At 69.6% G+C, this 11,633-nt stretch carries 12 protein-coding genes; 8 read left to right on the forward strand and 4 right to left on the reverse strand.

All coding sequences use genetic code 11. From position 1 onward, the window contains the following. Positions 1–166: 166 nt before the first annotated feature. From BUB97_RS07305 to BUB97_RS07335, 7 genes are all read left to right on the forward strand, one after another. Positions 167–1,126, forward strand: a complete 960-nt coding sequence (locus BUB97_RS07305) for a Bug family tripartite tricarboxylate transporter substrate binding protein (RefSeq protein ID WP_175562577.1) — start codon at positions 167–169, stop codon at positions 1,124–1,126. Between the two features lie 126 nt (positions 1,127–1,252). After that, on the forward strand, positions 1,253–1,972 hold the full coding sequence (locus BUB97_RS07310; RefSeq protein ID WP_086061978.1) for a GntR family transcriptional regulator: 720 nt from the start codon (positions 1,253–1,255) through the stop codon (positions 1,970–1,972). A gap of 220 nt (positions 1,973–2,192) precedes the next feature. Further along, positions 2,193–3,065, forward strand: a complete 873-nt coding sequence (locus BUB97_RS07315) for a branched-chain amino acid ABC transporter permease (RefSeq protein WP_073133161.1) — start codon at positions 2,193–2,195, stop codon at positions 3,063–3,065. Then, positions 3,065–3,901, forward strand: coding sequence for a branched-chain amino acid ABC transporter permease (locus BUB97_RS07320; protein WP_073133163.1), 837 nt, complete (start codon positions 3,065–3,067; stop codon positions 3,899–3,901). The genes BUB97_RS07315 and BUB97_RS07320 overlap by 1 nt, the downstream gene beginning before the upstream one ends. Then, positions 3,898–4,659 carry an ABC transporter ATP-binding protein gene (locus tag BUB97_RS07325; protein ID WP_073133166.1) on the forward strand — a complete coding sequence of 254 codons (762 nt, stop codon included), beginning with the start codon at positions 3,898–3,900 and terminating at the stop codon, positions 4,657–4,659. The genes BUB97_RS07320 and BUB97_RS07325 overlap by 4 nt, the downstream gene beginning before the upstream one ends. A 2-nt stretch (positions 4,660–4,661) precedes the next feature. Next, positions 4,662–5,396: an ABC transporter ATP-binding protein gene (locus BUB97_RS07330; RefSeq protein WP_086061979.1), complete on the forward strand. Its 735-nt coding sequence runs from the start codon at positions 4,662–4,664 to the stop codon at positions 5,394–5,396. A gap of 19 nt (positions 5,397–5,415) precedes the next feature. Beyond that, entirely contained in the window at positions 5,416–6,591 is a 1,176-nt protein-coding gene (locus BUB97_RS07335; RefSeq protein ID WP_073133170.1) for an ABC transporter substrate-binding protein, read from the forward strand. A 102-nt stretch (positions 6,592–6,693) separates the two neighbouring features. Here the strand turns inward: BUB97_RS07335 and BUB97_RS07340 are convergent, their stop codons facing one another. Both BUB97_RS07340 and BUB97_RS07345 read right to left on the reverse strand, forming a co-directional pair. Next, a complete protein-coding gene (locus tag BUB97_RS07340) occupies positions 6,694–8,175 on the reverse strand; it encodes a 4-hydroxyphenylacetate 3-hydroxylase family protein (protein ID WP_073133172.1) in 1,482 nt (493 codons plus the stop codon). A gap of 30 nt (positions 8,176–8,205) precedes the next feature. Further along, positions 8,206–8,715, reverse strand: a complete 510-nt coding sequence (locus BUB97_RS07345) for a flavin reductase family protein (RefSeq protein WP_073133174.1) — start codon at positions 8,713–8,715, stop codon at positions 8,206–8,208. A 136-nt stretch (positions 8,716–8,851) separates the two neighbouring features. Here BUB97_RS07345 and BUB97_RS07350 point away from each other — a divergent pair, with 136 nt between their 5' ends. Beyond that, a complete protein-coding gene (locus BUB97_RS07350) occupies positions 8,852–9,445 on the forward strand; it encodes a MarR family winged helix-turn-helix transcriptional regulator (protein ID WP_073133176.1) in 594 nt (197 codons plus the stop codon). A 266-nt stretch (positions 9,446–9,711) separates the two neighbouring features. On the opposite strand, the gene BUB97_RS07355 is transcribed toward BUB97_RS07350, so the two are convergent. Next, entirely contained in the window at positions 9,712–10,713 is a 1,002-nt protein-coding gene (locus BUB97_RS07355; RefSeq protein WP_245818220.1) for a Bug family tripartite tricarboxylate transporter substrate binding protein, read from the reverse strand. Between the two features lie 96 nt (positions 10,714–10,809). Beyond that, entirely contained in the window at positions 10,810–11,619 is an 810-nt protein-coding gene (locus BUB97_RS07360; RefSeq protein WP_073133178.1) for an IclR family transcriptional regulator, read from the reverse strand. Positions 11,620–11,633: the final 14 nt, after the last annotated feature.

An 11,633-nucleotide genomic window follows, 5' to 3' on the forward strand; every position in this document is an offset into this window, starting at 1 on the left:
GCGCCGCGCCGGGGGGAGCGTTCGGAAGGCCATTGGGAAGACCAGTCACACGAGCCGCGAGGCAAGGGGCCACAGAGTTCCGCCGCGGCGCTGACCGATGGTTTGCATGGAGGCTGAGACGATGGGTGCAACGGGAACGGACAGGCTTGCGGGCCGGGGGCGCCGCGTGGCGCTGGCCCTCATGGCCGGCCTCGCCTTCGGGGCGACGGGCCCCGCGATGGCGCAGGACAACTGGCCGGACCGGCCGATCCGCATGGTCGTGCCCTTCGCGCCGGGCGGCGTGACGGACAGCATCGGCCGGCTGAGCGCCGAATGGCTGGGCAAGTCCCTTGGCCAGCCCGTGCCGGTGGAGAACCGGAGCGGCGCCAACGGGGCCATCGCGGCCGAAGCCGTGGCGCGCAGCGCGCCGGATGGCTACACGCTGTTCACCGCCAGCGCCTCGCAGATGGTGATGCTGCCGGCGCTCACGCGGCTGAACTTCAATCCGGCCACCGATTTCGCGCCGGTCTCCATCGTCGCGAGCAACCCAATGGTGCTGGCCGTCAGCGCCTCACTGAATGTCTCCACGCTCGAGGAATTCGTCGCGCTGGCGAAGGCGCGGGCGGGCAAGCTGGACTATTCCTCGGCCGGCAACGGCTCCTCCACGCATCTGGCGATGGCGCTGCTGTTGCAGCGGGCGGGGATCGAGATGCAGCACGTTCCCTATCGAGGCGGCGCGCCGGCCATGCAGGCGCTGCTGGCGGGCGAGGTGGCGGCCTATTTCGGCAATCCGTCCGACATGATCCCGCATCTGCAGGGCGGGCGCATCCGCGTGCTGGCGGTGGCGGGCACCGAGCGACTTTCGAGCTTGCCCGGCGTGCCGACCGTCGCCGAGCGGGGCTTCCCCGGCTTCCGGGCGGAGACCTGGAACGGCGTGGCGGCCCCGGCGGGCACGCCGGCCGCCGCCATCCGCCGCATGGGCGAGGCGCTGGGCAAGGCCTGTGAGGACGCGGCGTTCCGCGCCTCGCTGGAGCGGCTGGGCACCACGCCGGTCTGCAGCACGCCAGAGGGCTTCGCCGAGGCGATGCGGCGGGACGCTCCGATCTGGCAGGAAGCGGTCCGCATCTCGGGGGCGAGCCTGGACTGAACGGGGGGGCCGGTGCGGGGTGGCAACGCCCCGCACCGGGATCCCGGTTCTTGCCTCGCCGGCCGGGCTGCCGCACATCGGCGGCCGCCCGGGCCGCCAGGACCGGGAGGGAGGAAGGCATCAGCGATGCGCGCGCCGATCATCAGCAGCCCCCGCTGGCTGGCCCGGGGCTCGGGCCAGGCTCCCACGGGCTATCCGGAGCAGGCGCGCGCGGTCCCGCTGAAGGATCAGGCCTATGAGATCATCCGCCACCACATCATCACCTGCCGCTTCGCGCCCGGCGAGAAGCTGAACGAGGCGCAGGTGGCCGAGGCGCTGGGCCTCAGCCGGATGCCGGTGCGGCACGCGCTGGCGCGGCTGCGGCTGGAAGGGCTGGTGACGATCCGCCCGCGCAAGGGGATCGAGGTGCGCCCGATCGACCCGGCCGAGCTGCTGCAGATCATCGAGGCGCGCACGGTGAACGAATGCCATGCCGCGCGCCTGGCCGCCGGGCGCTTCACGCCGGAGGAGGTGGCCGCGCTCGATTCGGTGCTGGACGAGACGGCGGCGGCGCTGAAGCGGCACGATACCGAGGCGATGATGCTGCTGGACAAGGCCTTCCACAGCACCATCGCGCGCGCCTCGGGCAACCCGGTGTTCTTCGACATCCTGAGCAACCTGCATGACCGGGCCGTGCGCTTCTGGTTTATCTCGCTGGAGCAGGAGGCGCATCAGGACAGCGTTCTGCAGGAGCACCGCGCCATTCGCGATGCGCTGGCCGCGCGGGACGCGGAGGCGGCGGCGCTGGCCATGGCGAATCACATCGCGGCCTTCCGGCAGAACGTGATGCTGCTGATCGGCGCGTGACGCGGGGCCCCTGCCCCGATCCTGGGCCCTTTGCCAGCTTCGGGGGCAGATCATGCGCATGCTGCGTCGCAGGATCGAACACGGATCGCGATTCAGTGAAATTTCTGCTTGCTCGGCAAAGTTAACTAGCTTTGTATCTTACCTAGTTTCGGGGCCTCCACGTTGCCGGCCTTGCCGGGGGAGCGCCGCCTTTCTGCCCGCCAAAAGGATGCGATCGGCCATGCTTCTGCAGCAGCTCGTCAATGGCCTGATGCTGGGCGCGATCTACATGCTGGTGGCCGTGGCCTTCACCATCGCGATCGGCGTGCTGAACTTCCTGAACTTCTCCCTGCCCGGGCTGTTCATGCTCGGCGGAATGCTCGCCTTCGGGATGATGAAGCTCGGCTGGCCCTGGTTCCTCGCCTTCGCGGGCGCGCTCTTCGTCGCCGCCCTCGTCTCCCTCATCGTCGAGCGCTTCGCCTATCGCCCGATGCAGGGAAGCGACCCGGAGGTGCCTCTGGTCTCCTCCCTCGGCTTCCTTGTGCTGCTCGAGAACCTGATGCTGATCCGCTACGGCTCGGACCAGCAGCCCTTTCCCGCGCTGATGCCGGACATGAACCTCCGCATCGGCGAGGTGGTGATCGGGATCGCGCAGCTCGTCTCTCTCGGCATCTCCGTCGCGCTCGTCGCCTGGCTCTCCTGGTTCCTGGCGGCGACCAATGCGGGGCGGCGTATCCGCACGGTGGCGGAGAGCCGGGAGACGGCGCTGCTGATGGGGATCGACATCCGCAGCCTCGTGCCCGCGCTCTTCGTCGCCAGCGCGCTTCTCGCGGCGCTGGGCGGCATCCTCTTCGCGGTGAATTACCAGCAGGTCTCCCCCTTCATGGGCGAGGGCATCGGCTTCAAGGGCGTGGCCGCCATGATCGTGGGCGGGATGGGCTCCATCTGGGGTGCGGTGGTGGGCGGGTTGCTGATCGGGCTCGCGGAGGTGCTGTCGATCTCCATGCTGGGCGCGGATGTGGTGAACATCACGGTCTACGGGCTGCTGCTGCTGATCCTGATCGTCAGGCCACAGGGGCTGATGGGCCGCCCGGCGACGCGGGAGAAGCTGTGATGAGCGGCTATCTGACCGGCGTCCTCGTCGTTCTCGCCTTCAACGTCATCGCGGCCTATGCGGTGTACCTGCCCCTTGCGGCCGGGCAGCTGAATCTCGGCATCGCGGGCTTCATGGCCATCGGCGCCTATACCGCGGCCTATCTGACGAACGAGATGGGCTGGACCATCCTGCCCGCCGTGGTGGCGGGGGGCGCGGCCGCAGGCTTGGTGGGGCTGGTGGTGGGCCTGCCCGTTCTGCGCACGCACGGCATCTACCTGGCCATGGCGACCTTCGCGCTGGGGCAGGTGATCTCCGCGATCTTCCTGAACCTGGACGTGGTGGGCGGCGCGGCCGGCTATCCCGTGACGGAATACGCGCCGCCGGCCGCCGTGTTCGGCCTGGCGATCGGCGTGGTGCTGTTCATGCTGCTGCTCAGCAGCACGCGCTTCGCCCTCTACCTGGCCGCCGTGAAGGGCGACCCCACGGTGGCCGACCTCCTCGGCATCTCGGTGCGCGGAATCCAGGCGGCGGCCTTCACCCTGGGCGCCATCGTGGCCGGGGTGGGCGGCGGGCTGTACGCGCATCACTTCAGCTTCATCGAGGCACAGCATTTCAGCGTGCTGCTCAGCGTCTTCACCGTGCTGTACGTGCTGTTCGGCGGCACGCAGACGGTGTGGGGGCCGCTGGTGGGCGCCGGCTTCTTCACCCTGGTGCCGGAGCTCCTGCGCGCCGGTGACCAGTACCGCTACGCCATCTTCGCATTCGTCCTCATCCTCTTCATGGCGATCCGGCCGCAGGGGCTGGTCACCACGGCCATGCTGCGCCTGCGGCGGCGCGCCGGGAGCGCCGCATGAGCATCGCGATTTCCGTGGAAGGGCTGTCCAAGTCCTTCGCCGGCGTCCAGGCCATCCGCAACCTGTCCTTCGCGGTGCCCAAGGGTGGCGCGACGGCGCTGATCGGGCCCAACGGCGCGGGGAAGACCACGGTCTTCAACATGATCAGCGGCGTCTATGCCGCCGACGCCGGGCGCATCGTCGTGAACGGCACCGATGTGACCGCCATGCCGTCCCGCCGCCGCATCCGCACCGGCATCGCGCGCAGCTTCCAGAACATCCGGTTGATGCCGCACCTGACCGTGCTGGAGAACCTGCTGGTCGGGCAGCATGTGCGCGCCTCCTCGCTGCTGGACCTGCTGACGCCCTTCCGGCTGGTGCCGAACCACCGCTGGAAGCGCGAGGCGCGGGCGGCGCTGGAGGAGAGCGGGCTGGGCCGGTATGCGGACGAGACCGTCTCCGGCCTGCCCTATGGCGTGCGCAAGCGCATCGACCTCGTGCGCGCCACCCTGGCCGGGGCGGATGTGCTGATGCTGGACGAGCCGGCGGCGGGGCTGAACCCTTCTGAGACCCATGCGCTGCGCGACCACCTGCGGGCGCTGCTCGGGCGCGGCCTGACGCTGCTGGTTGTCGAGCACGACATGAAGTTCGTCGACAGCATCTGCGACAATGTCGTGGTGCTGAACTTCGGCGAGAAGATCGCCGAGGGCCCGCTTTCCCAGGTGCGGCGGCACCCGAAGGTGCGCGAGGCCTATATCGGCGTCGAGGAGGAGGCCTGACCGTGGCGCTGCTCGAGGTATCCGGCCTTTCCGTCTCCTACGGCCGCGTGGCGGCCCTGAACGATGTCTCCCTCACCGTGCGGGAGGGCGAGATTGTCACGGTGCTGGGCGCCAATGGCGCGGGCAAGAGCACGCTGCTGCGCGCCATCCTGGGCGCGGTGCCGGCCAAGGCGGGTGGCGTGACCTTCGCGGGCGAGGACGTCTCGCGCGAGCCGCCCCATGCGCGCATCGCGCGCGGCCTCTGCCTGGTGCCCGAGGGGCGGCGGATCCTGATCTCGCTCAGCGTGGAGGAGAACCTCCTGCTCGGCGCGCATATGCGGCGCGACACGGAGGCTGTGCGGCGCGAGATGGACGCGATCTACGGCCGCTTCCCCAACCTGGCGGAGCGGCGGAAGATGCTGGCCTCCTGCCTTTCCGGCGGCGAGCAGCAGATGCTGGCGATCGGCCGGGCCATGATGGCCAGGCCGCGGCTGATGATGCTGGACGAGCCCTCGCTGGGGCTTTCGCCCCTTTTCGTCTCCAAACTCTTCGCCCTCATCCGTGAGCTGAACGCGGAGGGGCTCTCCGTCCTGCTGGTGGAGCAGAACACCACCAAGGCACTGGCGGTCGCCCATGGCGCCACGGTGCTGGAGCTCGGCCGGGTGATCATGGCCGGCGATCCGAAGGCGCTCGCCGCGGATCCCCGGCTCCAGGAAGCCTATCTGGGCGAAGGCGCCGCGGCGCCGGCCCCTTACTGAGACAGCAAGGAGAGTGGAGATGCAACGGAGAGTTCTTCTCGGGGCCACGCTGGCGGCGGCCGCCGCACCGGGCGTGCTGCGCGCGCAGGCGGGCAAGCTGCGCCTGGGCTACATGATGGCCAAGAGCGGACCCTATGTGTCCCTCGCCAACACGAACGAAATCGCGGTCGACCTTGCCGTGGAGGAGATCAACGCGCGCGGCGGCATCAACGGGCTGCCGTTGGAGGTGGTGAAATTCGACACCGCCGGCGAGCCGCGCCAGGCGACCATCGCGCTGCGCCGCTTCGCGCAGGATGACGGCGTGCTGGGCGTCATCGGGCCCTTCTCATCCTCTGAGGTGCGGACGACCTTCCCCGTGGGCGATCGCGAGGGGCTGGCGCAGATGTCCATGGCCTCCTCCGCGCCCGGCCTCTCCAAGGGCTTCGCCTTCGGCTTCCGCAACACGACGGATGAGGGGATGGTCATCGAGCAGGTGCTGGCCGCGCTCAAGGCCAAGGGCCTGCCGACCGCGACCGGGGCCGCGGCCTATGCCACGGATGACGTGGTGTCCCGCTCCATCGGCACGGATGTCGTGCCGGCGCTGTTCCGCAAGTTCAACGTCGCGCTGCGCGGTTCCGTCACCTTCCAGTTCGCGGCCTTCGACCTCTCGCCGCAGGTGGCGCAGCTGAAGGGCATGGCGCCGGACATCATCGGCCTCGGCTCCCCGCCGGAGGGCGCGGTGAACCTCTCGCGCGAGCTGCGGCGCCAGGGCGTCTCCACCCGCGTGATCGGCGGCACCACGATCGCGGACCCGGAGCTGCCTCGCCGCATGGATGGGGCGGGCGAGAACCTGACGATCGGCACCACCTTCTTCCCGGAGGTGAATGACCGCACGAAGGCCTTCGCCGCCGAGTTCGCCCGCCGCACCAAGGCGGCCGGCCTGCCGCGCAACGAGCCGAACCAGATGGACGCCTCGGTGTTCGACATCGTCTATCTCTATGCCGAGGCGATGAAGCGCGGCGGCGTGACCGGCGATGCCGGCAAGCTGGCCGCCGAGCGCAAGGCGGTGCGCGATGCGCTCTCCGGCATCAAGGATCTGCCGCTGCTGGAGGGCTCGATCTCCTTCAACGCCGATGGGGATGCGGTGAAGCCGATCTATGTGCTGGAGGTGAAGAGCGGGCATTGGTCGCTGCTCGACACCCGCATGCCCGGCTGAGAATGGTGGCCGCGCCGCCCGGCGCGGCCACCCCTCGGAGGTGAGAAGGGCCCGGCCGCGATGCGGCCGGGCCCTTGCGCTTTCCGGAGCTTCGCGCCCGGCCTATTCGGCCGCGCGCAGCGTGGCCTGCGCCTGGGCGGGCAGGTCGTAGCTGGAGAGCATGCGGTCCAGCAGCTGGCCGGCGCCGGCCCAGTCATAGGTGCGGAAGGAGTGGCCCTTCACCACGAATCCCGCGCCCGCATAGAACATCTCGTACTGCGTGTGGCGGGAGGCGAATTCGGAGCCCACCGCATCCCAGGCGAGCTTGTAGAACTTCACCTTCTCCTCGGCGCTGGCGGCCGGGGATTGCTGGGTCTTGCCGATGAGCCGCGCCAGCTCCGGATTGGCGAAGTCCTTCTCCGAGGAGGGGAGCATGATCATGCCGCCGCCGGCGAGTTCCCGCAGGGTGGTGATGATCTTGCCGTAGAGCTGCTGCGTCAGGGTCTGCGCGGCATAGAGGGTGTGGCGGTCGGGCACGAAATAGGGGCCTTGCTGCGTGCCCTTGGCCTCCATGGCCGCGACGAAGGCGTCCACCATGCCGACCTCGGCGGCGAGCTGGCCGAGGATCTCGCGCACGGCGGGGAAGCCCATCGTGCCGTTCACCTGCGCGATGCGGTGGGCGATGCCGCTGAGGAACTTCAGCTTCACCGACAGGCGGATCTGCGCCTGGTAGTTCTGGTAGACATGGGCGGGCGTGCCGTGGAACTGCTTCGCCGTCATCTCGATGTTGTCCACGACGAAGACGCGGTCCCAGGGGACCTTCACGTCGTCGAAGTAGAGGACGGCGTCGTTCTCGTCGAAGCGGCTGGCCAGGGGGTTGTCGAAGACGGAGGTCGCGGAGGCCTCGTAGGACTTGCGCGAGAGGATCTTCAGCCCCTTGGCGTTCATCGGGATGGCGAAGGAGACGGCGTAGCGCTCATCCCCGGGCTGCAGCGGCTGGATGCAGGTGACGAAGACCTCGTTGGCCATGATGCCGCCCGTGGCCAGCATCTTCGCGCCGCGCACCGTGATGCCCTCCGCGTCGCGGTCCACCACGCCGGCGGAGAGGAAGGGGTCCTGCTGCTGCGCCGCGCTCTTCGAGCGGTCCGCCTGCGGGTTGATGATGACGTAGGTGAGGTAGAGGTCGTTGTCCCGGGCGTAGCGGTAGTAGTCCGCCAGCGCGGTGGCGCGCGCGGGGTCATAGGCCTGGAACAGCTCCAGCCCCATGAACATGCCGGAGATGCAGGAGGCGACGTGGTCGGGCGCGCGGCCGAGAAAGCCGGCATGCAGCTCGGTCCAGGCCTCCAGCGCCTTCCGGCGCTCCACCAGCTCGGCATAGCTCGTCGGCAGCTGCCAGATGCGGTTGGCGAGGGTTCCCGTCTCCGTCCGGAAGGTCATCAGGGACTGGTTCTCGGGCGCGCTCTGGAAGTCGAACATGCGCCCGACGGAGGCGACGGCGCCGCGATAGGCGGGATGCGTCGTCGCATCCTCCACCCGCTCGCCATCGAGGAAGATCGCGCGCCCGTCGCGGAGGCTGGCGGTATGCTGCTGGCCGGTCTTGATCATGGGGCTGTCCTTTGGGCGTTTGGTGCAGGTTCAGGCGGTGGGCGAGAGGGCGCGGTAGCGGCCGCGGAAGAAGATCAGGGGCTCGCCCGCGTCCCGCAGGGAGAAGCGCAGCACGCGGGCGAGGAAGATGACGTGGTCGCCGCCATCGTGCCGGGCGTGGGCGGCGCATTCGAAATGCGCCAGCGCCCCGTCCAGCAGCGGTGCGTCGTGCAGGCCGGGGCGGTGCCCGATGCCCTGCCACTTTCCCGCCAGGGCACGGGCGAAGCGGCCGGAGGTCTCCTCCTGCTCGCGGCCAAGCACATGGATGGCGTAGCCCGGCGCATCGAGCAGGGCGGGCAGGGAATGGGCGCTGCGGGCCACGGAGAAGAGCACGAGCGGCGGGTCGAGCGAGACGGAGTTGAAGGAGCTGATGGTCATGCCCACCGGCGCCTCCGCGCCGGGGGCGGTGACGATGGCGACGCCCGTGGCGAACTGCCCCAGCGCGTGCCGGAGGGCGCGCGGGTCGAAGGGCGCCTCGGTGGTGTCGGCGGCGGCAGCCATGCGGGGCCTCTCCGTTGCTGATAGCTTTGGGAGAAAGCTAAAATTCTGATGCGCTGGACGTCAAGGGCGCTGTGCCGCTATCTCGTCGGAAACCGCGCGACGACCCCATGACGACAGCACGTAAGGCCCGCATCGCATGCCCGTGAAACAGACCGCATCGAGGGGGCTGCCGCTCACCGTCTCGGACAAGTCGCTGCTCGTCGGTGGCTCCGACCGGGAGTTCCGGACGCTGGTGCATGACATGCTGGCCTTCGCCAGCTCCATCCAGGATGTACGGAACCGGCTGGGGCAGCTGATCGGGCTCTCGGGCACGCAATACACCATCCTCATGGCCATCGCGCGACTGGGCGAGGAGAGCAGCGACCTCGGCATTAACCAGCTGGCCGACCACCTGCATCTGAGTGGCGCCTTCGTGACGATCGAGGTGAACAAGCTGGTGGCCGCGGGGCTGGTGACGAAGCTGCCGAACCCCGATGACCGGCGGCGCGTGATGCTGGCCGTGACCGAGGCGGCGCGCCAGCGCGTGCTGGAGCTGGCGCGGGTGCAGAGCCCGGCCAACGACGCCCTCTTCGCCGGCCTGTCGGCGACGGAGTTCCGGAGCCTGCTGGCGGTGATGGGGAAGCTGGTGCGCAACGGCGAGCCGACGCTCCACCTGATCGAGTATCTCGCGCCCGGGGGGCGGCTGGATGGCGCCACGCCGCGGCGGGCGCCCAAGGCGGCGGCCGGGTAAGGAGGCATGCCCGGTGCCGCACCGGAGATATCTGCGGCAATGTGCAATTTTCTCTAAACGCGGCGGGGACGCTCAGCTTCTGGTCGCTGCGGTCCGGGCTGATGGGTTATTCGCGGAGAGGAAGCAAGGAACTGTTCCTCTCCCCGGACCTTCAGCATCATCTTTTCATCGAGTTGGAAGCGCGGGGTTGACGGTGCGCCTGGGGGGCGATGACCTCAGGCGGGCGCCAAGGGCTTCAGGCCCTTGGCGGGCGAGGGTGGATCATCTCACCCCACATCCATCCGCAGCCCTTCGCGTTGCAACACCGCGCCCCATTTCGCGATTTCCGCCCGCACGAAGGCCGCGTATTCGGCCGGGGTGCCGTAGGCGGGCACGCCGCCCATTTCGGCGAAGCGTTGGCGCGTGGCGGGCAGTTCCAGCAGCGCCTTGATTTCCCCGTTCAGGGCGAGGACGGCGGGTTCGGGCGTGCTGGCCGGCAGGAAGGCGCCGAACCAGGTGCTGACGTCGTAATCCGCCAGTTCGGGCATGGTCTCGCGCAGGGCGGGGAGGTCGGGCATTTGCGGGTTGCGGTCGGCGCTCGTCACCGCCAAGCCGCGCACCTTGCCCGCGCGGATCTGTTCGACCGCGGTGGTCAGGTTATCGACCGAGAATTCCACGTCCCCCGCCATCAGCGCCAGCATGGCCGGGCCCGCGCCGCGGAAATGGACGGCGGTGGCCTGGGTGCCGGTGAGCTGGTGGAACCAGACGGCCGAGAGATGGCCGGACTGGCCAGGGCCGGAGGTGGCGTAGTTCAGCCGCCCCTCCTTCTCCTTCAGGTAGCGCACGAAGTCCGGCACGGTCCGCACGGGGATGGAGGGGTGGAGCATGATCGCGTTCGGGCCGCGGATCATGTTGGAGACGGGCGTGATCTGCTCCGGCCGGTAGGGCATGTTGCGGAACAACGAATAGGCGATGGCCTGCGGGCCGATATTGCCGATGAGGATGGTGTGGCCATCCGGCTTCGCGCGCAGGAACTCGGCCGTGCCCAGCGTGCCGCCCGCGCCGGAGCGGTTCTCCACGACTGCGGGCTGGCCCCAGCGTTCCTGCAGCAGCGGGGCGAGCAGGCGGCCCATGATATCCGTGGTGCCGGCGGCGGCGGCGGGCACGATGATGCGGATGGTCTGGGTAGGGCGCCAGCCGCCCTGCGCGCGGAGCAGCCCGGGCATGGCCAGCCCGCCGAGGAGCAGGGCGCCGCCGCGCAGCCCGGCGCGGCGATCGAAATGCGTCATGATCGTCCCTCCTTCTGCGGCCAGCCTGTTCCGGCCGGTCCGTCGGGGGCTGATCCTGCGTCAGGCTGCGGGCGATGTCATTCCAAATCGGGAATGCTATTCACCATTCCGAATGACAGCCGGAGCCGGAAAAAGGGTCCGGCCGGCCAGCCCGGCCAGCTCACGCAGCTCCTCGCCCAGCGCGGGGAAGACCGCGGCCTCATGCTGGGCGGCGATGGTGATGCCGCTGAGGCCGAAGCGGGGCTGGCCCGCCTGGTCCTTCACCAGGGAGGCGACGGTGACCAAGCCGCGATAGAGATGGCCGTCATCCATGCTCCATCCCTCGTCCCGCGCGGCCTTGGTGTCCGCGAGGTAGGATTCGAAGCTGGGCGGGGACTGCCAGCGCAGCCCGGCGAAGCGGCGGCGCAGCTCGGCCTCGGGCAGGTCCAGCGCGGCGGCGACGCAGCGGCCCACGGCGCCGATCAGCATGGGCAGGCGAATGCCGGCCGACATCTCCACCCGCACGCCGGTGGGGCTGTGCGCGCGGTCGATCAGCACGATGTGGCCGTCCTCCGTCACGCGCCAGAGGACGACGAGCATCCCGTATTTCAGGGCCAGGCGCTGCAGCTCCGGCCGGATCAGCTCGGCATGGCTGACGCCGAGGAAGCCCGCCGCCAGCTCCGCCACCGCCAGGCCGAGCGCATAGGTCTTGTCCGCCTCCCGGAAGGTGACGAAACGCGCGCGCGCCAGAGTGCGCAGGATGTTGAAGCAGGTGCTGACGCTGATGCCGGTGCCGCGCGCAATGGCCGCCACGCCCAGCGGAGCGGTGGCGGTGGAAAGGTGACGCAGGATCCCGATGGCATGGACCACCGCGCCCACCTCGCGCTGGCCGCCCGCCCCGCTTTCCCCAGGAGAAGGCGCTGCCATCCAAGATCCTGATC

The sequence above is a fragment of the Muricoccus roseus genome (assembly GCF_900141905.1).
Taxonomy (GTDB): Bacteria; Pseudomonadota; Alphaproteobacteria; order Acetobacterales; family Acetobacteraceae; genus Roseomonas; species Roseomonas rosea.

Excerpts from the sequence above, each read along its gene's own strand:
- BUB97_RS07310 (WP_086061978.1), top strand. The coding sequence starts at position 1,253 with ATGCGCGCGCCGATCATCAGCAGCCCCCGCTGGCTGGCCCGGGGCTCG.
- BUB97_RS07335 (WP_073133170.1), top strand. The coding sequence starts at position 5,416 with ATGCAACGGAGAGTTCTTCTCGGGGCCACGCTGGCGGCGGCCGCCGCA.
- BUB97_RS07315 (WP_073133161.1), top strand. The coding sequence starts at position 2,193 with ATGCTTCTGCAGCAGCTCGTCAATGGCCTGATGCTGGGCGCGATCTAC.
- BUB97_RS07355 (WP_245818220.1), bottom strand. The coding sequence starts at position 10,713 with ATGACGCATTTCGATCGCCGCGCCGGGCTGCGCGGCGGCGCCCTGCTC.
- BUB97_RS07345 (WP_073133174.1), bottom strand. The coding sequence starts at position 8,715 with ATGGCTGCCGCCGCCGACACCACCGAGGCGCCCTTCGACCCGCGCGCC.
- BUB97_RS07360 (WP_073133178.1), bottom strand. The coding sequence starts at position 11,619 with ATGGCAGCGCCTTCTCCTGGGGAAAGCGGGGCGGGCGGCCAGCGCGAG.
- BUB97_RS07325 (WP_073133166.1), top strand. The coding sequence starts at position 3,898 with ATGAGCATCGCGATTTCCGTGGAAGGGCTGTCCAAGTCCTTCGCCGGC.
- BUB97_RS07350 (WP_073133176.1), top strand. The coding sequence starts at position 8,852 with ATGCCCGTGAAACAGACCGCATCGAGGGGGCTGCCGCTCACCGTCTCG.
- BUB97_RS07340 (WP_073133172.1), bottom strand. The coding sequence starts at position 8,175 with ATGATCAAGACCGGCCAGCAGCATACCGCCAGCCTCCGCGACGGGCGC.
- BUB97_RS07320 (WP_073133163.1), top strand. The coding sequence starts at position 3,065 with ATGAGCGGCTATCTGACCGGCGTCCTCGTCGTTCTCGCCTTCAACGTC.